General features: G+C 41.8%; 20 protein-coding genes and 1 riboswitch. Of the genes, 12 read left to right on the top strand and 8 right to left on the bottom strand.

All coding sequences use genetic code 11. The features are described 5' to 3' along the window. Nucleotides 1-162 precede the first annotated feature (162 nt). Nucleotides 163-1,005, bottom strand: coding sequence for a 23S rRNA (adenine(2030)-N(6))-methyltransferase RlmJ (locus tag AB4238_RS19040; RefSeq protein ID WP_372034856.1), 843 nt, complete (start codon nucleotides 1,003-1,005; stop codon nucleotides 163-165). Between the two features lie 388 nt (nucleotides 1,006-1,393). Then, nucleotides 1,394-4,813 carry a GEVED domain-containing protein gene (locus AB4238_RS19035; RefSeq protein WP_372034855.1) on the bottom strand — a complete coding sequence of 1,140 codons (3,420 nt, stop codon included), beginning with the start codon at nucleotides 4,811-4,813 and terminating at the stop codon, nucleotides 1,394-1,396. 672 nt (nucleotides 4,814-5,485) lie between these two features. Between AB4238_RS19035 and AB4238_RS19030 the strand changes: the two genes are divergently transcribed. Next, nucleotides 5,486-5,737 carry a hypothetical protein gene (locus AB4238_RS19030; protein ID WP_372034854.1) on the top strand — a complete coding sequence of 84 codons (252 nt, stop codon included), beginning with the start codon at nucleotides 5,486-5,488 and terminating at the stop codon, nucleotides 5,735-5,737. A 214-nt stretch (nucleotides 5,738-5,951) separates the two neighbouring features. Beyond that, nucleotides 5,952-6,719 (top strand): class I SAM-dependent methyltransferase, encoded by a 768-nt coding sequence (locus AB4238_RS19025; protein ID WP_372034853.1) that lies wholly within the window; start codon nucleotides 5,952-5,954, stop codon nucleotides 6,717-6,719. Between the two features lie 83 nt (nucleotides 6,720-6,802). Here the strand turns inward: AB4238_RS19025 and AB4238_RS19020 are convergent, their stop codons facing one another. The 3 genes from AB4238_RS19020 to AB4238_RS19010 all read right to left on the bottom strand — a co-directional run bounded on the left by AB4238_RS19020 (nucleotide 6,803) and on the right by AB4238_RS19010 (nucleotide 8,219). Then, complete coding sequence (locus tag AB4238_RS19020; protein ID WP_372034852.1) at nucleotides 6,803-7,360, bottom strand: HdeD family acid-resistance protein; 558 nt, start codon at nucleotides 7,358-7,360, stop codon at nucleotides 6,803-6,805. Between the two features lie 28 nt (nucleotides 7,361-7,388). Next, on the bottom strand, nucleotides 7,389-7,697 hold the full coding sequence (locus tag AB4238_RS19015) for a hypothetical protein (protein WP_372034851.1): 309 nt from the start codon (nucleotides 7,695-7,697) through the stop codon (nucleotides 7,389-7,391). A gap of 66 nt (nucleotides 7,698-7,763) precedes the next feature. Further along, nucleotides 7,764-8,219 carry a hypothetical protein gene (locus AB4238_RS19010; protein ID WP_372034850.1) on the bottom strand — a complete coding sequence of 152 codons (456 nt, stop codon included), beginning with the start codon at nucleotides 8,217-8,219 and terminating at the stop codon, nucleotides 7,764-7,766. A 757-nt stretch (nucleotides 8,220-8,976) separates the two neighbouring features. Beyond that, nucleotides 8,977-9,076, top strand: a riboswitch (purine riboswitch). A 24-nt stretch (nucleotides 9,077-9,100) separates the two neighbouring features. Here AB4238_RS19010 and add point away from each other — a divergent pair. The 4 genes from add to AB4238_RS18990 all read left to right on the top strand — a co-directional run bounded on the left by add (nucleotide 9,101) and on the right by AB4238_RS18990 (nucleotide 11,635). Further along, a complete protein-coding gene (add, locus tag AB4238_RS19005) occupies nucleotides 9,101-10,096 on the top strand; it encodes an adenosine deaminase (RefSeq protein WP_372034849.1) in 996 nt (331 codons plus the stop codon). 182 nt (nucleotides 10,097-10,278) lie between these two features. Then, a complete protein-coding gene (locus tag AB4238_RS19000) occupies nucleotides 10,279-10,680 on the top strand; it encodes a VOC family protein (RefSeq protein WP_372034848.1) in 402 nt (133 codons plus the stop codon). A gap of 138 nt (nucleotides 10,681-10,818) precedes the next feature. After that, nucleotides 10,819-11,265: a hypothetical protein gene (locus AB4238_RS18995; RefSeq protein ID WP_372034847.1), complete on the top strand. Its 447-nt coding sequence runs from the start codon at nucleotides 10,819-10,821 to the stop codon at nucleotides 11,263-11,265. A 49-nt stretch (nucleotides 11,266-11,314) separates the two neighbouring features. After that, entirely contained in the window at nucleotides 11,315-11,635 is a 321-nt protein-coding gene (locus AB4238_RS18990) for a hypothetical protein (RefSeq protein WP_372034846.1), read from the top strand. 118 nt (nucleotides 11,636-11,753) lie between these two features. Here the strand turns inward: AB4238_RS18990 and AB4238_RS18985 are convergent, their stop codons facing one another. Next, nucleotides 11,754-12,269, bottom strand: coding sequence for a GNAT family N-acetyltransferase (locus tag AB4238_RS18985; RefSeq protein WP_372034845.1), 516 nt, complete (start codon nucleotides 12,267-12,269; stop codon nucleotides 11,754-11,756). A 108-nt stretch (nucleotides 12,270-12,377) separates the two neighbouring features. On the opposite strand from AB4238_RS18985, the gene AB4238_RS18980 reads away from it, so the two are divergent. The 6 genes from AB4238_RS18980 to AB4238_RS18955 all read left to right on the top strand — a co-directional run bounded on the left by AB4238_RS18980 (nucleotide 12,378) and on the right by AB4238_RS18955 (nucleotide 17,233). Beyond that, nucleotides 12,378-13,808, top strand: coding sequence for a PLP-dependent aminotransferase family protein (locus AB4238_RS18980; protein WP_372034844.1), 1,431 nt, complete (start codon nucleotides 12,378-12,380; stop codon nucleotides 13,806-13,808). Between the two features lie 116 nt (nucleotides 13,809-13,924). Further along, entirely contained in the window at nucleotides 13,925-14,467 is a 543-nt protein-coding gene (locus AB4238_RS18975; RefSeq protein WP_372034843.1) for a class IV adenylate cyclase, read from the top strand. 170 nt (nucleotides 14,468-14,637) lie between these two features. Further along, the gene (locus tag AB4238_RS18970; protein ID WP_372034842.1) at nucleotides 14,638-15,030 is read left to right on the top strand and encodes a DUF4345 domain-containing protein; all 393 of its coding nucleotides are present in this window, start codon (nucleotides 14,638-14,640) and stop codon (nucleotides 15,028-15,030) included. Further along, complete coding sequence (locus AB4238_RS18965) at nucleotides 15,027-15,854, top strand: sulfatase-like hydrolase/transferase (RefSeq protein WP_372034841.1); 828 nt, start codon at nucleotides 15,027-15,029, stop codon at nucleotides 15,852-15,854. Before AB4238_RS18970 ends, AB4238_RS18965 begins: the two co-directional genes overlap by 4 nt. Beyond that, complete coding sequence (locus AB4238_RS18960) at nucleotides 15,851-16,438, top strand: sulfatase-like hydrolase/transferase (RefSeq protein WP_372034840.1); 588 nt, start codon at nucleotides 15,851-15,853, stop codon at nucleotides 16,436-16,438. The genes AB4238_RS18965 and AB4238_RS18960 overlap by 4 nt, the downstream gene beginning before the upstream one ends. Nucleotides 16,439-16,759: 321 nt before the next feature. Next, complete coding sequence (locus AB4238_RS18955) at nucleotides 16,760-17,233, top strand: peroxiredoxin (protein ID WP_220737693.1); 474 nt, start codon at nucleotides 16,760-16,762, stop codon at nucleotides 17,231-17,233. A 76-nt stretch (nucleotides 17,234-17,309) separates the two neighbouring features. Here the strand turns inward: AB4238_RS18955 and AB4238_RS18950 are convergent, their stop codons facing one another. Both AB4238_RS18950 and AB4238_RS18945 read right to left on the bottom strand, forming a co-directional pair. Then, complete coding sequence (locus AB4238_RS18950; protein WP_372034839.1) at nucleotides 17,310-18,161, bottom strand: hypothetical protein; 852 nt, start codon at nucleotides 18,159-18,161, stop codon at nucleotides 17,310-17,312. 97 nt (nucleotides 18,162-18,258) lie between these two features. After that, nucleotides 18,259-20,202 (bottom strand): methyl-accepting chemotaxis protein, encoded by a 1,944-nt coding sequence (locus tag AB4238_RS18945; RefSeq protein ID WP_372034838.1) that lies wholly within the window; start codon nucleotides 20,200-20,202, stop codon nucleotides 18,259-18,261. Between the last annotated feature and the right edge of the window lie 539 nt (nucleotides 20,203-20,741).

The following is a 20,741-nucleotide window of genomic DNA, read 5'->3' as shown; positions in this document are numbered from 1 at the left end:
TATGACTAGAGTGCGTTACGAGCTTTTCACTTAGCCAGCTAAGCATCATCGCTCAAGCCTTGTAGTAAAATAATTGAATTCGAACAAAAACTAAGCTCGAAAGATCAACAGCCCCTAATTACTTAGATGGGCTGTTGTATTTAATCTGTGAGTGGAGATAAATTACTCGGGCACTTCCTGCTTTACCACTGTTTTACCACCGTTTTGTCCAATTCGTCGCTCAAGATAGTCGAGCATCTCTTTAGCTATGGTATCTAACTGCCATGGTGGATTGATGATCCACAATCCCGCTGCGGTCATACCAAATTCATCGCTATCAGGCTTAATCGACTGTTCAATACGTAACTGATTTTTAATGCCGCTTTCAGCAAGTAGCTTAAGCATGCCTTCTGTTTGCGAGCGGTCGACTACTGGATACCACAGCATAAATACGCCAGTAGAGAAGCGTTTGTGTGCCTTGATAATCGCTTTAGCGACATCTTGGTAGTCGGTTTTAATTTCGTAGCTAGGATCAACTAAAATTACACCGCGACGCTCAAGTGGTGGCACTGCAGCAATCATACCTTTAAGGCCATCGCCCTTAATCACTTTTACGTGTCTGTCACCAGTGAACTGCTCATCCAATGTTAAAAAGTCAGTACCATGCAACTCGTGTAATACCATGCGGTCTTTTTGGCGCATATTCATATCTACAAACGCAGGCGAACCTGGGTAGAACTCTAACTCTTGCTTGCCTTGGTTAAAATGAGTCACGTCAGCGATGTATTGCACTAATGACTCTGGTAGGTCATTGCGATCCCATAATCTGGCGACACCATCTAAATACTCACCGGTCTTTTTAGAAAACTCATCGGTAAGTGCATAGCCGCCAGCACCAGCATGGCTATCAATATAAGCCATCGGCTTGTCTTTTTTATGCATCAATTTCAGCGCTTGTAGCAAAATAGCGTGCTTGAGAACATCGGCATAATTGCCAGCGTGATAGCCGTGACGGTAACTTAACATGAGAATTCTTTATCAATGATTGTAAGAAGCGCAAAGTATATCTTAAGCCACTTGAAAGTGCAGGTTTCTGTCGGGGTTTAATCTATTTCAGGTGCAGCTTTTGCAGGTTTACTCGGTGCAGAACTAGCTCGACAGAGCGCCAGTATTTGATTGTAAATATAGTCATTCGAGCATTTATGTTATTGGTCTTTAATTATTGCGACTGGTTCAAAAAGGAAGGGTATTTTATTGGGTTTTATGGAAGCCATCGACATAATAAGCGCAGAGTAAGAGGGTAGTGATATAAATATGGCTCTCCTCATCCTGCTGTAAATTAGATAACAGGAGAGGAGTCGCCATTTAGTAAGCTAATTATGACTAATTAGCTTTTCTGTTTCTCGTTTTGTTATTACTGGTAATCAGCAACAAAATCAGTGCCTGTACCTTGCCCAGACATTAAGAAGTAGTGCCATCCAGTGAGAGGGTTCGTCACTGTGATTACTTCATCATTGCTGTTGGCAGTCACTGAAGAGTTTTGGTTGTATGTTGTACTTGGCCAGCTAGAGGCTGAGTGATAAAGACTTACATCACCGTCACCACCACTAGTTTTTATAGTGAGTAGGGTTTGACCCGCTGGAACATAAAGGCTTAAGTAGACTTGGTTTCCACCTAAACAAACAGCTTGACCATCAGTTAAGCTGCCACTAGTTTGCGGGTTTAACGTTGCGCATGCGTTAGGAGTCGGGTTTGGAACTACAACACCGCCTTCTTCGTACGTACCTGTTAAGGTTACATTGTCAGAAGCTGAGTAACCTTTAACAGTGACATAATAAAGCCCACCAGACTGAGTTAACTTTGAGCTGTCACACGTTTCGTCAGTGTTACCACCTGTGTATGGACGACAGTCATAAACATTATCAGTTGCAGCTTCGCCAAAGCGAACATATAGATCTGGATCGCCAGTACCTGCACCCATAGTTACATTTACATTTTTAGCACCTGTTGGAACATTAAATGTGAAGGTTTTAGACTCTTTGAGTGCGACATTAATCCCTGTTTTGGTTACACCATTTACTAGATCTGATGCCGGACCCGTATCTGTATCCTTTTTGATCTCTAGGGTAAAGTCTTCAATTTCTCCCCAAGAGATTTGGCCACAAGAGGTGGTAATGTTTTCGTAACTTTGTACGACACGCATTCTTGTTTTTCCAGCTAGCGCTGTAGTTGGAATAGTAAATGGACGTTCGATGGCATTGCTAGTATCAGCATTAATCCAGTAGACAACATTCTCAATCTCATCTTCAGCAAACGTGCCATCCTGGTTCATATCGATATAGACTTTCCATTCTGCATTGTAAGAAGTCATCGAGCCAGTTGCACCTTGGCGGAATGAAATGGTGTTGTCACCGTATCCGATTGGCACGACTGTCGCAGTATGATTAGTATAACCGGCTGCACCTGATTCAAAGCTCACACCGTTTACCGTAACATTGGCGGTATACTGAAATTTGGAGTTGTATGCATAAGCACTGCAGTAGTTTTGCCCTGGAGGAGCGGTAACCTCTATCACTTTAGTCAGAGTATGCTTATCGCCATTTTTCAGTGTCACAGTTAATGTCACTGTGTAGCTGCCAGCAAAGTCGTAGGTATGATCTGGGTTGAATGAAGTGCTTGTGTTTGATTGGCTATAGTTACCATCACCAAAATCCCATTCAACAGATGTAATGTCTGAGTTGCTTGCTGAACCATCTGCAAAGCTTACATTGAGGTTATCAGCGGTAATATCAGCGGAGAAGTTTGCAGGGCTTGGCTCTTTAATGATATTGATGCTGTAGTCTTCGACTTCACCAAATACAACGTCACCACAAGCACCAAGCTCTGTTTCGCCAGCTCTCACCTTTTCAGATTGGATAACACGCATACGTGTAACACCTGCTAATGCACTATCGGGTATAGTAATGCTTGCAAGTAGCGGCTCACGAGAAGATGGATTTCTTGGTATTGAGAAATGTAGTCGCTCGCCTGGATCATCAAAGCTATTATTTTGGTTCAAATCAACAAAAACGGCCCAGTGGTCTGAGTATGGACCGTGGCTGCTACTTCTAGTGCCTTGGACTAATTCAATACCTGTTGGAGTGTTAGTATGGATAGTGAACGGTGTTAGTTCAGTCTGATCGGTATAAAGTCGAGAGCCGGAAGTATGCGTTAGGCCATTAACGTTAACACTGGATGTGTACTGGTAAAATGAATTGCCACTTTTAGCCGAACAGTAACCAGAGCCTGTAGGTGCCGTGACTGTAATATCTTGAGTGGTGGTATTGATTAAACCGTTATTATCCGTTGCAGTGAAACGTGCGGTATAAGTACCTGGAAACTGATAAGTGTGTGTCGCGCTATAACCTTCAGCGTATGGCTTATTATGGTAGACACCATCACCAAAATCCCAAAGTGTTGAGACAATATTGCCATCTGTGTCGTTAGCTTGGCCTTCAAATGTCGCAGTTAATAGCTCAGATGCTTCAGCTGCTACAGTGATGGTCGCGGTTGGTGGGTTGTGAGCTGTAGTACGGAATGCTGATAGCGTTGTCACTCTTTCATTGTGGAGGCGTGCGTTATCATTTAAATCTGCAGTACCACCGGTATAACCTTCATAAACTTTGTTTGGGTTAGACCAAGCATTTAGTCGTGTTCCGGTACAAGAGGTTGAAGTTGCCATCATAGTTCGCCAAGTGTTATTGGCATTACAAAAGCCGTGAGCATAAGCGTATGGAGTGCTAGTACTATCTGCTGCAGTGTCGTGGCGGGCCCCAAACAAGTGACCTAATTCATGTGCGAAAGTATTTTTGAAAGTTCCCCAGCTACTCATCGCGAATAGTGCACTGCTGTCGTCGGCACCAATTTCACCTGCCCAGCCGGCCCATGGAGAACTAGCGTTCTTATCTGTGAGTAACACCATCACATCGGCTTGATGTTGGTCTCTTAAGCTCTTTAATTCAACGCCGTAACCATTGGGAGCAAGAGGGTTTGGATTAGGTAACCAGTCACTAGTTGCTTGGTTCAGCATGACGGAGTTGTCTTCAGACATATCGCCAGTGGAAACGTAACCCGTTTGATAGGAGTGCACAATATTTACAGTCGCATCAATGCCACTCGCAGTGTAGCTATCGTTAGTATCCTTTTCCATTAAAGCAATATATGCAGCCACATCACCGACTTCAGTCGCCAACTGTTGTGTGTAAGCAACAATAATGGTTACCTCTCGGTCATTCGCTGCCATCGCAACACTGTTAAATGCGGCCATGCCAGCAAGACCTTGGCGGCCATTCACAGATGAGCGAACATCTAAGTTATTCTGGTTTACAGGACGGTCAGAAGAATCAACTGGCGCGTTATCATCGATAAACTTACTTAGTGTGTAAGTGCCATTGGTTGACGGACTTAATAAGTAACCAGTTTGTCCTAGGTAAATTTTGGCGCTATATTTCCCTTTAGACTTAACCATGGATAAGGTGGCCGAGCCATCACTTGAGCTACCATCAACGTAGGTTAATTCGCTATTCTTAACGGTTATTTTTGTAATTCCAATTTGAACATCTACGTGATCAACTGTAAATCTTAAGCTATCTCCGACTTCCAGCACTCCATCTAGCGCATTGTTGAGCTCAATAGTTTGAGGCGTTGAGCGCTGGCCTCTTTCGGCATCTAGTTGACTAGCTGAATTTTCAAAATTAATAGTGCTATTGAACAGTTTGATTTCTTGGCTGACAGCAGAAAATGAGACTGCTAACGCTGAAAGAGCAAATAGCTTTTTAAGCTTATGATTTTTCAATTTTATTTCCTTGTTTTAGTGAATGCTTAGTGATTCCCTTAATACCTGCTTCTCACTGTTTTTTTTAGCGTTTTATATGTAAGGCCTAACAGCTAAATACAAAAGAGAGTCGATGTATTACGCTAAAAATAACATATTGTATACAATATTTGATCATATATTTCACAAATACTTAACTTCTTGGTGGTTTTTACTGCATTAGTAACTGGTTGTTGGTAAACATCTGGTTTCAAGTTGGGAGCTATGAAGTGTGTCAAATTTGACTCATACAGGGTTAGAGTCATAAAAGTCATGCGCTAAAAGCGTAGTCAAAGTCGGTGGTATGAAAAAAAGAGAGTGCAGAATGAAGATTTTGTAGTCCTGCCAATGCACATGGCTGTCATTAAAGCTAATGGCTCTGGTACCTAGAGTTAACTTTCAAAGCTGAATGTAAGCGTCAGCGTGAGAATTTCGTAGGTGATGGGTAATTTTTCGTGACTAAACTTAGTGGTGATATCAACCGCTTTAAAGTAAATATTTAGCTTTTAATACTTTTGTATGGGTAAATCATGGTTTTACACGATACTTAATAGATAAATTCATCTTTATCAATGCGCCATTGACAAGGTTTGTTGTTAGGATATCTTTAGCGTATACCGCTTGGTATATTTTATCCAATAAAGGGAATTTGAAATGAAAATATTAGATTTGAAAGACTTGGCTAATGTTTCTGGTGCCGGTTCAACTGGTCCTGTTGGAGGAACTGTTTGTCCTCCAGGAACTCCTCCTGGAACAGCTCCTGGTGCTCCAAGTGCATGTCCTCCTGGAACAGCTCCTGGTTCTTGTCCTTCATTTCCAATTGAAGGCCCAATCTGTCCTCCTGGTCAAGATAGCTCTGGTGATGCGCCATCTGGTTACCCAGATGGTCAGCCTGGCTTGGCTTAATCGTAAAGCTCAATCTCTTCACTGATTATATAAGCATGGCTCATTGAGTCGTGCTTATTTTTTTAGCTAACATTTGCGGTAACTGAGGGTTAATAAACTTATAGCTTATCGTTGAACAATAATATTGAATTGCTTGTTATTAAATCACCAATATTGCTATAGGCAATAACGTGATGAGTGCTATTATTGCAAAGCCTATTTTCAGAAACAGAGCTTGATAGTGATTAGTATTTTTTTCAATCGCCATTTCCCCACTTTAGAATCAGCCTGTGAACGCTGGGGGCTAACCTATAGCAATGATGCAGAATTTGAATTGCGCTTTGAACACAATACGTTAAGCCTATATAAGCGCGATGAACCTAAATTAGATGGTATCAGCGTTGATTTTGTTTCAGGGGCTGTGGCTCATAGGCGCAAATTTGGTGGTGGTCGTGGTCAATCAATTGCAAAAGCCGTTGGGCTAAAACAAGGCATTACACCGACGGTTGTTGATGGCACTGCAGGCCTTGGTCGTGATGCATTTGTACTTGCAAGCCTAGGCTGTAAAGTGATTATGGTTGAACGTCACCCCGTGGTGGCGGCACTGTTAGAAGACGGACTGCGGCGCGCTTATGAAGACAGCGAAATTGGCGACTGGATGCAGCAGCGTATGAGTCTATTTCATGGCTCAAGTATTGATGCGTTAGCTGATGCCGCTGCAGCTTCTGGAGCAGAGATTGATGTGGTTTATCTTGACCCTATGTACCCTCATCGGGAGAAATCAGCATTAGTTAAAAAAGAGATGCGGGTATTTCAAACTCTAGTTGGGGCCGACCTTGATGCCGATGGCTTACTTAAACCTGCGCGAGCATTAGCGACAAAGCGTGTCGTGGTGAAGCGTCCTGATTATGCCGAAGATCTTGATGGAGTCAAACCGAGTATGGTACTTGCTCAGAAAAAGAATCGCTTCGACGTGTATGTTAAGGCGGCAATGACCTCTTAAGTTTCTGTATCGATGAATAAAGATTTTTAATAACAAAGCCCAGATATCATTATCTGGGCTTTGTTTTATCTGTTGCGTGTTGATTACTCGCTAGCGGCTATTTTTACTTCAGAACCGATGAAAATAAAGCTAATGCCTTCGAATATAAATGACACTCCAACAAAAATACCCAAGATAGATAAAGAGAAATCTGCATCATTCATTAAGCTAAAAAAGTAAGTTGCAATTGCTGTTGATATCAAGCCGCCAACTGCGACCCAACCCCAACCGTTCAGATCATTACGATTACTGAAAGCAAATATCATACGACTGATCCCGTTAAGCAGCATGATGGTAATCATCAAGGCTGTAATGGTCAGTACACCAACAAAAGGTTCAGCTAAGATCAATATACCACCAATGGTATAGAGTAACGCACTGACTACATACCAAAGTTTTTCACCCCACTGCGGGATGCCTACTGCATGGTATAGCTGAATAAGGCCAACCCCGATAAAACATCCACCAATAACGCTAGCGATGGTGACGCCTGCTGCAACTGGCATCGCTATAGCGATAATACCGGTGAGCGCAACAATGATACCAATGATTGCAAACCAAATTGAGTCTTTACCAAAGATGGTGTTTTGTTCGTTTTTCATATCAAATTTCTCTGTTGATTCTTAATAATTAGTTTGTTGCAGCAATGACTGTGCAGCCGTCGCCTTCATTACAGTTAACGGTATAAACCTGCTTTACTTTGCAGCCCTTAACGCCGATTTGGTATTGCGGTCTTTCAAAGTCTTGTCTGAATCCATCGATGGCAATCTTTTTGCTACTGATCATCGTTGAAGTAACATCACTACAATCATTTTCAAATTTAAATCTGTTTTCTGCAGATTTGGTTGCTTCAGGTTGATATGACTGCAAGTATTCAGTAGGAGACTGGCAACCGACTAGAAATACACTCAATGCTAACGCTACGCCTAGAACTTTCATTTTTACTGCCTTTTTGTAAGTTGGATTTAACTAATTTAATTGAATTTTTAGTGCGAGTTTTCAGTACTATTTTGGTACTGAGTACTCTGTGATTTTGGCTATAAACTCATTTTCATCCTGCAAAAATTTGTCGCCCTGAAGCAGTGTTGCACTGAAGAAATGAGGGTTATCGTTTAACAGTTTTATAGAGGCTTTCTCGCTGAGTTCCTCAATGCTGTTCTTGCTATGAACAAAATAAGAAGCTGACGGAACTAGACCCAAGTTCGCGGCTTCTACATCTGAAACTTTCTTAAGTTGAACGTTTGCCGTGATAGATTCGGCGACCTCTAATACATCATCGAGATAGTAAGATTCCATTGAGACATAGAGTTCACCGCTTACGTTGATGATCTCAATTTTGCTCATCTCACTGTTGAATGTATTAATGTCATGTGCGTTATTATCGATAATGGTATCTGCCATTACCGAGGTAGACGCTAACGTTAATAGCGCTATAGAGAGTGTTCTTAAAGTTTGCTTCATGGGTGGAGCCTCTAAACTAATTTGTGGGTGGTTTAAGTGATGCAGCTATCGTAATGAGAGGCGGGATTGATAACATCTTGAATAAATAAAATTGTTATAATCGATATGTCACCTGCATCAAGCTATTGTTATTTAACAGATTATTTTGGTGTGTTTTTAAAATTAATTGTTGTGAGCTCATTCGACTTTCAACAAATGACAGCAGATACGTTATTTGCACGATTCACAGCTGACCGAAATTGTCCTTTTATTAGCTTTTTACGTCACTTCCCGTGGAGCTTTAACTGAAGCTTTACTATTAATTTGGCAAATATGACTATTTAGTTTGTTGTCGCTGTATTGAAAAGGTAACGGTTTAGGTCGGTCTAAAAGTGCTTTAAATAGTGGGAGCAATAATGTTTGCCCATCATTTCGAACTCGCGCACCGCTGCCACGCCATAGAAAGTTATGACAGCAGAGCTTTGGGCTCTTCAACGTGGCAATGGCTTGCTAATAAGCAACTAAATATGGCGTTATTATCGATTTATTTTATAGTTTAGCTATGGCGCGAAATGAATTTCAGAAATTCATCAATAGACAAAAGTAGTGTGAAAAAACCAAGTGTATGTATTTGAAAGTAATAAATAGCGGCATAGAGTAAAGTGAACTTATTTTTAATAAACTCCATTAATAACAGACTATTAACCCTAATGTGGCGTCTGTATTTTAATTGTGGTGGTTGTTCACTGACTTGTAGTTTTACTGCTAAAAATGTTAAATTCGCAACCGCTAATCACTTCGTATAATCCCAATGATATGGTTTGGGAGTTTCTACCAAGAGCCTTAAATTCTTGATTATGAGGTCTGTGACTTTGATGTCTTATTTATAAAGGTAGAGACCTATGAATTATTTAAACTTGCCCAAAATCGATCTTCACTGCCATTTAGATGGTAGCGTCCGTCCGCAAAGCGTGATTGATATTGCCCAGCAGCAAAATATTACCCTTCCAAGCACTGAGCTTTCTGAAATTCAGTCACTGATGGTCGCGCCAGAACCTTGTTTAAACCTCGATGAGTACTTAACTCGATTTGAGCTACCGCTATCTGTGATGCAAACGGCAGAAGGCTTAGAGCGTATCGCTTTTGAAGTTTTTGAAGATGCAGCGAATGAAAATGTTAAGTATCTTGAAGTGCGCTTTGCACCGTTATTGCACCTGCAAAATGGATTAACCCTAGAGCAAGTAATAGCGAGTGCGGTTAAAGGGATGGAAAGAGCGGAGGCTCAATGCGACATTAAAGGTAATTTCATCCTATCAATTATTCGTAATATGCCTAAAGACAGAGTGAATGAAGTTATCGACGCCGGTGCGAGCTTTATTAATCATGGCGTGGTGGCGTTTGATTTAGCTGGTAGCGAGCTAGCTGGCTTTTGCGAAGGTTTTATTCCCCATGCTAAGTACGCGGTTGAAAAGGGCTATCGAGTCACTATTCACGCTGGTGAGCAAGGTGTTGGTCAAAATGTACATGATGCAATTGCAATGCTTGGCGCTGAACGTATTGGCCACGGTATCGACATCAAAACGCATCAACAGGCATATGATTTAACTAAGCGCAATTCAGTAGCACTTGAAAGCTGCCCAACCAGTAACGTACAAACTAAAGCCGTTAATAGTTTGAGCGAGCACCCTTTTAGTGAGTTTTATAAAGATGGTGTGTTGATCACCATTAACACTGACAATCGCACGGTTTCTAACACTACGATGACTGATGAAGTGCGTAAGGTGATGCAAGAGTTTAACCTTAGCCGTGAAGAGTACTTCGAGATCTATAAAATCAGCGTAGAGCATTCGTTTGCATCAGACGTGGTTAAGCAGCAGCTGTTGGCCTTGGCTGAGTAAAAGTTCTTAGCTACATATGTCAGGCCAAAGCATTTTTAACCTGACTGTGCAAACAAGACAATGGCTCAACATTCTGTTTGAGCCATCCTTAATTCCACCTCTTTAGATTACAGCCGCGCATTACTTGATTATTCTTGGCGTCAATCAGTCTTTTTATTATTTAATTGTTGGAGCCGTAACCTATGAATAAACCGATTGAACAAACCATTGGCAGCATTGCTTTGGTGGTTAAAAACTACGATGACGCTATCGCGTTTTACACCCAGAAGCTGCAGTTTGAGTTAATTGAAGATACTGATCTGGGCGATGGTAAACGTTGGGTGCAGATCTCCCCGCCTAACGCTAACGGGACTAATCTACTGCTAGCGCAAGCGAGTAACGAAGAACAAGCGCTGGCGGTGGGGAATCAAGCGGGTGGCCGAGTATTCCTATTTCTGCATACCAACGATTTTTGGCGTGATTACCACCTGATGCAAGCCAATGGCGTTGAATTTACCGAAGAGCCGCGGGTTGAAGAGTACGGTACTGTAGTGGTATTTAAAGATCTTTATGGCACTAAGTGGGACTTGTTACAGCTCAATTAATTTTCACTGACAGGGTATATGAATAACTATCATTATAATTCAACCTGATAGCTATTGTCTTCATCGGGTCTGTTCTGTATTTTTTTAAACCAATAAGATGATTTTTAAGAACGGGTTTAATTGAAAGGTTGTTATTAAATGGAATTTACGCAATCGCGTTTTCAAGATGTATTTTCTAGGATTTACGAAGCTATTTTTGATGGCATAGGGTACTTGGTTGGCATTGTGCTTTATCTGTACCTATTCACTGATAAACCGCTTTGGACTGATTCAGATTCATTTGGAGCGCTCTTCTATGCGGTGATTTTAATCGGGCCCATTTGTTATTTATTGCTTAAGTATAAAAATGGTTCGAAGAAGCTTTGCCTAAACGAGGATAAATTTGTTTATCGAGATGGGCAGAAAGTCACCGAGTTTGCGTGGCAAGAATACCAAGGCTACAAAATCTCAAGGTTCCCGCCTTATCAAGTTATTATAAAAGACAATATTTATGATAATACTCGCTTTAGTTATTACGCATTTTCACCTCAGCAGCGCCAGCAGATTTTTGCAATACTGGACACTAAATCGCAAGCGGTAAAGTAAGCTGGGTTCATCGTCATAGTGCTAAATTCATAAAACAAAGGAGTGTGATTTGAATTATACAGATTGGTTAAGAAGTGAATTCCCACAATTAAGGGCAAGTACCAGCACTGAAACTCTTGAATATATTAACCAGGCAAAATCCGAAACAAAGTGGCTGGCATTAACAATTGCATTTTTCTCGGGAATATCCTCCGTTGTTATTTCCAGCTATGCACTAGAGTCATATGGCTTTATGCCATTCAGAAGTGTGGTTTCCTGGGCTGTGCTTGCCGTGGCTTTATTTGTGGGCGCGAAAATAAGCAACAGGCTCGAAGTCGCTATTATGAAAGCAAGAATAAGAAAACTAATCGCAGCGACTAAAGCACGTTAATAGCTATTAGCCAGATAATGAGTCTTAGCTCGCTTGATAGGGCGTGAATAAGCGCTGAGATAAACCAACAGCCGATGTGAATTTAGACTGTCGGTTTACTGCTGATAAAGAGAGGTTGTCAGCTTTTAAGTTGAATGGCATAGCTGTCCAAGGTGTAGCCATCCTCTTGGTATTGCCTTTCAAACTTAAAGCCTAGTTTTTCCAGTACGTGACTTGAGCCTGTATTTTCTGGTATTACCTCACCATAAACCTTATCAATAGTCATATGCTCTTTGGCATAATCAATACAAGCTTGATTTGACTCAGTGGCAAAGCCTTTGCCCCAATAATCTGGATGGAAACGATAGCCAATATCGATAGCATCAATGCGAGTTTCATTTTTAAAACCGCAAAAGCCAATAACTTTGCCTGTCTCTTTTAACACCACAGCCCAGCGTGCAAAGCCATATTTAGCGTACTCTTTAAGCCAAATATTCTCGATAATGCTAGTCGCATCTTCAATGCTTGAGCACATACCAGCATCACCGGTATAGCGGTTAACCTCTTCTGGAGCATTAAAGTCATAAACAGCCTGGGCATCATCTAGATTGAATTCTCTAATGATTAAACGGCTAGTTTCAGTGATGACTTTCATATTACTTTCCTTCTCATTTCTGTATTGGCTTTTACTTTACATAGATATAGAAATACAAAACAGATACAGTTTAAACATATAAAAACCAATACAGATCGTCGGTATCGAATGGCAGCATTTAAATATAACAAAATTATAGATGAAGTCGTTACTGCTATTGAGCAGGGGCAGCTGACTGGTAAGCTGATATCGGTTCGCGCTTTAGCTAAGCAGAAGCAACTTGGCGTGTCTACTGTGGTGCAAGCCTATCACGAGCTTGAACGATTGGGCTGGATAGTGGCAAAACCTAAGCGTGGCTATTTTGTAAATTCCAGCGCTAAGGCTCCCCAACCTAATTATGGCCGTCAGATTAGAAGAGTGCTAGCAGGGTTATCTCTCGATAAGGCAGTACAATACTCCTTTAATGATGATGATATTTTGCCACTGTCGTGCACCGCGCCTAGTACCGTGATTGATCCAGAGTTATTGCTTAATCGGTTGCACAAAAAAGCTTTGGCTAAACGGCCTTATAAATTGTGGATGCAAGATCCTATCGAAGGTGTGGCTGAGTTTAGGCAAGCTATCTGTCAGCATCTAGCAGGCTATAACCAGCAGTTTCACTTTGATCAGGTGTTGATTACTAATGGTCGGCAAGAGGGATTATTGCTGGCGCTGACTGCAGCAAAGGCACTCAATCAACCCATAGCGATAGAGTCTCCTATGTCGTTCTATTTCCAAACGATGCTGAAACAACTTAACGCTGAGGTGGTGGAGATCCCAATGCAGGTTAATTATCGGGATGAACTAGCGTTATTGAGTGATGCATTTGATTCACAAGCCTTTGCTACATATGTAGTTAATCCTAATTTTTCCGACCCGACTGGCAGAGTACTCAATAGCGAAGAAAAACAGTTGCTTATCGAATGGGCTGAACAAAGAGGCGTGACGCTTATAGAGTACGATCGCGGCGAATTGTATTTTGGTGATGAACGTCCAATGACTATCGCCAGTTTAGTTAATAAGCAATCTTCTTGCCGGGTGATCTGTATTGCAGACTTCTACGATACAATTTCACCCGCTATCAGCTTGGGCTATCTACTATGTGTGAACAGTTTCGATGAGTGTCAGTTTGCTAAGCAAACAATGGCAGAGGAACCGAGTATTGTATTGCAGTATATGTTGCAAGAGATGATGCTTTCTGGTCTCTACCAAAAACACCTATCCCAGTTACGTAGCGTAACAAAGCAAAACTACAGCGCGGCAATGGCAATACTTAGGCCCAAACTAGCTTCAATTAACAGTGAGCAGTTTTACATAAGTCAACCAGCTGGTGGTCCATGTATTTGGTTTCAACTGCCGACTCATTTAAGTAGCCAAGCACTGTGGCATAAAGTGATCGCCAATAAACTCTCTATCGCTCCTGGGAGCATGTTTACCCTCGATGAGCGTTACGATAATTTTTTTCGGATAACTTTTGCACTGCCCTGGAGCGAGAGCATGGTTGAAGGGATAAGTTTATTGGCTGAAATCATAACTGAGTTTGTTGCCGAAGGAAGTTAAGGTAAAGCAATAGAGCACTAGGGCGCAGTTTTTATATTGATAGGTATAACTTGTTCTTAAATCAATTATTATAAAGTTGTTTTTCATTAGCGCTCAGATAGTCGAGATAACCAGTAATGAGTCATGAACATTTTAAAGGCCGATATGAAGTCGAGTTTAAGTTTCGTTTGCATGATAAAGCTCACTTTTTAGCGATACTGAACGCAACCGACCATGAAGTCATGCTGCAAGATAACCTTGAATCTGACTGCTATTTTGATAATAAAGGCGCACTGCTTGCACAAGGAAAGAGTGTCTGTATACGCGAAATGGAACCATCTGGCATTAAGCTCTGGATTGTTAAAGGTCCTGAGTCTGAACGCTGCGAAGCCACCAATATTACCGATGCTGTTAGCGCTAAGAGTATGCTTAAAACGATGGGCTATGAAGTTGCATTATCGATGCAGAAGATCCGTAGTATCTACTTTGTCGGCAAATTTCATATTACTGTCGATTATCTTCAAGGCTTGGGATATTTTGCTGAGTTCGCGATCATGACCGACGATGACACCTTGCTGGAGGAGTATCGGCTGCAGTTGTTGGAATTAGCATCGAGGTTCGGCCTAACCAATGACGATATAGAACATCAATCCTACCGTCAGTTACATTCCCAGCTGTAAAGCTTATAACAAGCTAACTTCTAGCGCTTAGCTTCTGCCTACTTAGCCATTAAATCTCTAAATGTTAAATAGGTAAGTTATTGTAAGTTTGGAACTTTTCGCCTCGAAAACTTGAATCCTCAATAACCTCGACTAATCTTTGTTGAAGCTAAGTTCAACAAGGATCGTGAATGACGTTATCAAGTAAATTTCTCATCTTAGCGGTCATAGGTTTAACACTTATTGCACTGTCATACGGACTCTTTCCGACGCTTTCGCTGCGCTTACTGTTTGGAATTGAAGCCGATGGGGTCAACTTTAGCCACATTTTTCGCGCCATTATGGGGCTTTACTTTGCCAATGCTGCATTTTGGTTGTTGGGTGCTTATAAGCAAAAGTATCGCCAAGCAGCCTTATATAGCCTAATTGTTTTTATGTTCGGTCTAGGTGCCGGGCGGTTACTCAGTTTAATGATTGATGGAATGTCCCACTGGTTGTTGTTTGTTTATCTCTTGCTAGAGGTAGGCTTTGGTGTGACAGGTATTCTTATGCTTAAACAAGCACAAAGTGAGGGAATACAATGAAAGCAGTGTACAAATTTATAATATATGGAGTGCTAGCGGCCTTGTCGTTTAGTGCAGCCGCAGCTAAAGACCAGCCAAATATTTTTGTTATTTTTACCGATAATATTAGGCAATCTAATCTCAGCGCTTACCACAATGGGGTAATGAGTAGTCATACGCCGAACATCGATAGTATTGCTGAAAAAGGCATGTTACTGACTGATTACTATGTGCAACCATCTTGCCCCGCTGGGCGTTCAGCTTTTATGACGAGGCAGTTTCCTGTAAGAACGGGTATGCATACTGTTGGCCTACCTGGTGGCCCAGTAGGGCTAAATAAAGATACACCGACACTGCCAGAAGTTTTAAAAACAATGGGTTATATGACTGGCCAGTTTGGTAAAAATCACTTAGGTGATAGGGATGAGTTTTTATCGACTCAACATGGTTTCGATGAGTATTGGGGCTGGTTATATTATCTCAATGCAATGGAATATACAGAGGATCCAGATTGGCCAAAAGACAAAGCATTTCAGAAGTTTGCTCCAAGAAATGTTATCTATGCAAAATCAGATGGTAAAGGGGGACAGACAATTAAAGATGATGGTCCGCTGCCAATTGAGAGAATGCGCACTTTAGATGATGAAGTTAACAAGCATGCAATTAACTTTATCGAAAGAGCAGTTAAAGCGGATAAACCTTTCTTTACTTGGTATTGCCCATCCCGTGGTCATGTGTGGACTCACTTGTCGCCTAAATATGAAAAAATGCTCGGCACTAATGGTTGGGGTTTGCAAGAAGTGGTGATGAAAGATCTCGATGACCTGTACCGGATGGTGGTATGACGCCATTTCATGGTGAGAAAGGCACTACTTGGGAAGGTGGTGTTCGTGCACCTTTCTTGATCCAATGGCCAAATAATATTCCAGCAGGAAAAGTTAACAACGGCATGTTCGATGGCATGGACTTGTTGCCAACCTTAGTAGCGGCTGCTGGTGGTCCACAAGATCTTAAACAAAAAATGCTAAAAGGATATAAAGGTTTTAAAGCTCATTTAGACGCCTATAACCAATTAGACATGCTGACTAAAGATAAGCCTTCTAATCGTAAAGAGATCTTCTACTATTATGAGCTTACCAAATTGCAGGTTGTGCCGGTGGGTAATTGGAAAGCACATTTTGTGGTGCAGAATAATGGCTGGAGCGGGGCAAAAGAGGAGCTAAATGCGCCACTACTATTTAATTTACGCCAAGATCCTTACGAACGAGCAGTAGAAGAGTCGGGTATGTACCTTAAGTGGATGGGGCAGAAAATGTGGGCTTTTGGCCCCGCGCAAGAGGCCGTAGCGCAGCATTTAGCTACTTTTAAGCAATGGCCAGCTGTCACTGCTGATAGCCAACCCGTTAACAGTGGTGGTGCAGGCAACTAGTTATCTAGGGCTGTAAAAGTTAAAAAAGCTCATCGTTATTGATGAGCTTTTTTAATGGATGTAATTAGCGACTGTTGAACTTTCATGGTTGTTTTTAATCCAGATTACTAGCTTTTCGCTTAGCGATCTAAGTGCCATCGCTAATGCCTTGTACTAAAAAATTATTCCTTACGGTAAATAATCCAACAAAAAGTCAGCCCGAAAGGTAAACAGACCCTAGTGGCATTAAACCGATAACCCTATTTTCTATCTGTATTTGTTTGTTGGAAATTGCACTAGCATGTAGCCATAGTCACAACATAAAATTGAAAGGAGAGGATGATGATTGAACAAGGACAAGCTATACCAGCGGGAACTCTGTCAGAACTGACAGCTGATGGCATGTTGAACCATAACGTAGCGGAGCTATTTGCCAATAAAAAAGTGGTACTTTTTGCTGTGCCAGGTGCTTTTACACCGACTTGCTCAGAAGCGCATTTACCCGGTTTTGTGGTGATGGCTGACCAGTTTAAGGCTAAGGGCGTTGATATTATTGCCTGTGTATCTGTTAACGATGCATTTGTGATGAAGGCTTGGGGCGTAGCACAAAATGCATCAGAACTGATGATGCTAGCCGATGGTGATGCTAGTTTTACCAAGGCGCTTGGACTAGAGATGGATACAGCAGGGTTTGGTGGTATCCGTTCACAGCGCTATGCGATGGTGATAGATAATGGTGTAGTGACGACACTTAATGTTGAAGCACCAAAGTCATTTGAAGTGAGTACTGCAGAAGCTGTTCTCGCGACAATTTAAGTTTTATATATTGAAGCAATAAAAAAGGAGCTGATAAGCTCCTTTTTTTGTTATTTTGTGAACTTACAAGTAAGCGTTAAAAGTAATGCACATACTCAACAGCTACTCGGTAAAGTACGTCATCAAAGCCAATCAGATCTTGCTCTGACTCTCTATCGATATATTGCGTCATGAAATGCAGCAAGTTGTTATTGTTGCTCAAAGGAACAATTGCTCCCATGCTTAATTTATTAAAGGTGTATGATTTGTCATTATCGTAACCCCAAAGGCCGTCGTAACGACTGTAATCTAGGACGAGTTGTACTCCTGAGTGGCCAAATGTATAGCGGTTACTCCAAGCAAAGTAGTAGCCATAGCCTTTACGATTTAACTCATCTTCAGTGATACCTTGAGACTCTCGCGGCCAATCATCATCTTTTTCTTCTTCGCTGTAAGCGAGTCCTAGAGTCAAACCTAAGTCATAGAAATTATCGCTACCATAACGATTATTGAGACCTAAACCCAAAACGGCAAGTTGCTCAAACTCCTCCAGTTGCTGGCTGTTATAGTGGCCTTCATAACGGCCAACAAAGCTTAAGGTATGGTCAGCATTATTATTGATGTTCATGAATGGACGTTGGTAATGAAGCTTCAAATCCATTGAGTCACGATATCTATCTTCATCGTACTTTTCTGAGTCGCTTTCGTAGTAATAGGTGCCACGCACTCTGAAGTAATTTTTATCCAGCTTATAGGTCTTGTCGTAACGCAGGTCATCCCAAATGAGAGAGACACCAACACCTTTAGATAGAGAACTCTCTGGAGAGTCTTCATAAGCTTCCATACCCGATATTATGGATACAGCGAAAGGAGAGTTAGCTTCTTCTGCACTAACCTGGCCTGATATAAAACTTGTCGCAATAACTGCGCTTAAAAGGAGGTTTCTCATGATGTCCCTATAATAGTTAAATCCAGCAATATGCTATTGAAAGTAATTCTATTTTAGCTGGTTTTTACAGAAAGGTTACCAAGAAATGTACCTTTTATTAAACGCCTGCTTTAATCCCTAGGCTGACCTCTATATTTTCAACGCTGAGTTCAACCTCTTTTGCTATCTCTTCACTTTGTTGTGACGCAGCTTGCGCGTGATTTTTAAGACTATTCATCGCTGTAATAAAATCATCGAGGTAACTCACCTGCTCTAGGGTGCTATTGGCTCCCTGCTTGGCTGTGCTTGCCATTTCACTTGCTTGCGATTGCACACTTTGTGCTACTTGCCAAAGGCTCTGAGCACGTTGTTTTTGCAGTAATGTAGTCTCTTCAATACCTTGCACTCGGGTATCTAGATCGGTATTGGCTTGGGTCAGTTGGTTGAGGATCTGCATGATCTCTTTTAGCGATATTTGCGTTCGCTGTGAAAGATTACGTACTTCATCTGCAACTACAGCAAAACCACGCCCTTGTTCGCCAGCTCTCGCCGCTTCGATAGCGGCATTGAGTGCAAGTAAGTTGGTTTGTTCGGCGATGTTGCTAATGACATCAATGATCCGTGATACATCAGAGACGGAGGTCGTTAAGCTCGAAAGTGACTGATGGCAATGAGATACCGCAGTTTGCGATTCTTCTGTCGCATCCAGCACCGCCTGTGCTTCTTGCTGGCTAAGCTGCATCTGCTGCATTGTTTGTTGTGCACTGCGTTCCACTTGCTCAGATGTTTGACTCACATCTTGTGCTAATTCACGGATGTGTTCGGTTTGATCTTGGGCTGTGAGTACAATCTTTTGAGTTTGTCCTGTACTGGCTGAAATATGCGAAATACGTTCAACCAGCAAGCTTAGAGATTGAGAAACTTGAGTTATTTGCTCTCTTTGGCTCTCATCCTCTTTTTCAAATCGATGTAGAAGTTGATTAAAGTGGCCTGCAATCTGGCCTGTTTCACAGCGGCGCTGTATCGCAAGTCGCTCGCGACTGTTTGATTCACTTAATTTGTGAAACGCACGGTTAAGATGCTTCAACGGTTTTATCACTCGGCGCTGTTGCAGCACTAAGTAACCAATCGCGAACACAATCAGTACTGACACCATGATATAAATTGCCATGCTGAGTTCTTGCTTTAACTGCTGATTATGTTGCTGTTGTTCTAGACCTAATGCGAGTAAAAGTTGCTCTATATTAGCGATATCTTGGGTCATTGCTTGTTGAGTGCGCTGGTTATCAATGAGCAGTGAGTGAGTGTTATTGACCTCTTTGTTATAGCGGTTACTCAGGCTTAATAGCTCGCTACGAGCGTTGTCGCCGATCTCTATCTCTTCACCCTCATCATCGCCGAGAGCAAATTCATCGACCTCCACTGTTTCATAGATGCCAATAAGCGGTAGCGTATTGAGCGTACCATGCCAAACATTGAGCTCTGTAATCAGACTGTCTAACATTGATTTTAGACGTTGTTCTTTGCCGATTAAGTAACCATCAGTGACTTGAGATAAACCATAAACTAATGGAGGAAGCTCTCGGGTTAGCGCTAGATATTTATTGGCAAGATCTGGCTGTTGTTGCAAGCCTTGAAAAGCATAATCGGCTAGGCGTCGATTATAATCGAGCATCTCTGATTCAGCATGGGCGAGCAGTTGTCGTGGGTTGCCAGCAAGTTTACCTGCGGCGCGGTAATCATTATCGAGTGCGAGCACGAAACTGCTAATTGCTGCTTGTAAGGGAAGGACTTCGACACTTTCTTGTTGAGCAATGTCGGCTTGAATTTCAGCTAGATTGAGCTTTGCTTGTTCAAGTTTACTGGCATCACCACTGGTCAGGTAGCTATCAAGCTCGCGTCTTATCTCTACCAGAAATGTTCTTTGGATCTGCTGTAATTCTGAGGTTTGTTGCTCAATAAATTGTCGCTCTTCACTACTCCAAAACACCACCCCTGCGAGTGATGCTGCAATGAATAATAATACTGCGGATGCAGAGAGTGACAGAGTTGAAATTTTCATTCCGTTGACCGACATCTAAAAAGATGGCGTTAGAATATGTCACTTAGATTACAAAAAAATTACAGAGAAACAGCGAATTAGAAAAACATTGTTTTACAGCAAGAACTTGAAAATAACTATCAATCAATATTTATACCAACTCCATTAAAGAGTTGCTCATTCAGCGGGAGTTAAAATCACTTTAGGCAAGTCAGTGGCTTATCGCTAATCGTTATCTTCGGCTATGGCATCCTGCTCCGCTGTCGATAATAGCGCCTGCATTATTCTACTTTCGCCCCATCCTGGATCTCGTACCTCTTAAGTCTGACCCCCAAGGAGGGCCGGAATGTCATATTTTTTTTGGAACAAAATAGACCATTTAGTCGTATATCGAAGGCCAAATGCGCTGTATTAAGTGATTTCCCCATGCCTTAAATATCAGCCGCTCGCATTGGGTGCCTTAGGGTTTTCACTGCCATGTTGCATTGCCTCAAGAGGGGGAACCCTTTCTTCCACAATGCGCTTTGTATTGAAAGTCCTGAGTATTCTGGTCTAATCGA

Source organism: Shewanella sp. 10N.286.45.A1, assembly GCF_041470405.1.
In the GTDB taxonomy this organism is placed as follows: Bacteria; Pseudomonadota; Gammaproteobacteria; order Enterobacterales; family Shewanellaceae; genus Shewanella.
This window is presented reverse-complemented; position numbering and strand designations above follow the sequence as displayed.

Coding starts and splice junctions, on each gene's coding strand:
- AB4238_RS19020 (WP_372034852.1), bottom strand. CDS start 7,360: ATGAAAAACGAACAAAACACCATCTTTGGTAAAGACTCAATTTGGTTT.
- AB4238_RS19010 (WP_372034850.1), bottom strand. CDS start 8,219: ATGAAGCAAACTTTAAGAACACTCTCTATAGCGCTATTAACGTTAGCG.
- AB4238_RS19015 (WP_372034851.1), bottom strand. CDS start 7,697: ATGAAAGTTCTAGGCGTAGCGTTAGCATTGAGTGTATTTCTAGTCGGT.
- AB4238_RS18985 (WP_372034845.1), bottom strand. CDS start 12,269: ATGAAAGTCATCACTGAAACTAGCCGTTTAATCATTAGAGAATTCAAT.
- AB4238_RS18975 (WP_372034843.1), top strand. CDS start 13,925: ATGAGTCATGAACATTTTAAAGGCCGATATGAAGTCGAGTTTAAGTTT.
- AB4238_RS18960 (WP_372034840.1), top strand. CDS start 15,851: ATGACGCCATTTCATGGTGAGAAAGGCACTACTTGGGAAGGTGGTGTT.
- AB4238_RS19000 (WP_372034848.1), top strand. CDS start 10,279: ATGAATAAACCGATTGAACAAACCATTGGCAGCATTGCTTTGGTGGTT.
- AB4238_RS18980 (WP_372034844.1), top strand. CDS start 12,378: ATGGCAGCATTTAAATATAACAAAATTATAGATGAAGTCGTTACTGCT.
- AB4238_RS19040 (WP_372034856.1), bottom strand. CDS start 1,005: ATGTTAAGTTACCGTCACGGCTATCACGCTGGCAATTATGCCGATGTT.
- AB4238_RS18950 (WP_372034839.1), bottom strand. CDS start 18,161: ATGAGAAACCTCCTTTTAAGCGCAGTTATTGCGACAAGTTTTATATCA.
- add (WP_372034849.1), top strand. CDS start 9,101: ATGAATTATTTAAACTTGCCCAAAATCGATCTTCACTGCCATTTAGAT.
- AB4238_RS18970 (WP_372034842.1), top strand. CDS start 14,638: ATGACGTTATCAAGTAAATTTCTCATCTTAGCGGTCATAGGTTTAACA.
- AB4238_RS18995 (WP_372034847.1), top strand. CDS start 10,819: ATGGAATTTACGCAATCGCGTTTTCAAGATGTATTTTCTAGGATTTAC.
- AB4238_RS19030 (WP_372034854.1), top strand. CDS start 5,486: ATGAAAATATTAGATTTGAAAGACTTGGCTAATGTTTCTGGTGCCGGT.
- AB4238_RS18955 (WP_220737693.1), top strand. CDS start 16,760: ATGATTGAACAAGGACAAGCTATACCAGCGGGAACTCTGTCAGAACTG.
- AB4238_RS18965 (WP_372034841.1), top strand. CDS start 15,027: ATGAAAGCAGTGTACAAATTTATAATATATGGAGTGCTAGCGGCCTTG.
- AB4238_RS18945 (WP_372034838.1), bottom strand. CDS start 20,202: ATGAAAATTTCAACTCTGTCACTCTCTGCATCCGCAGTATTATTATTC.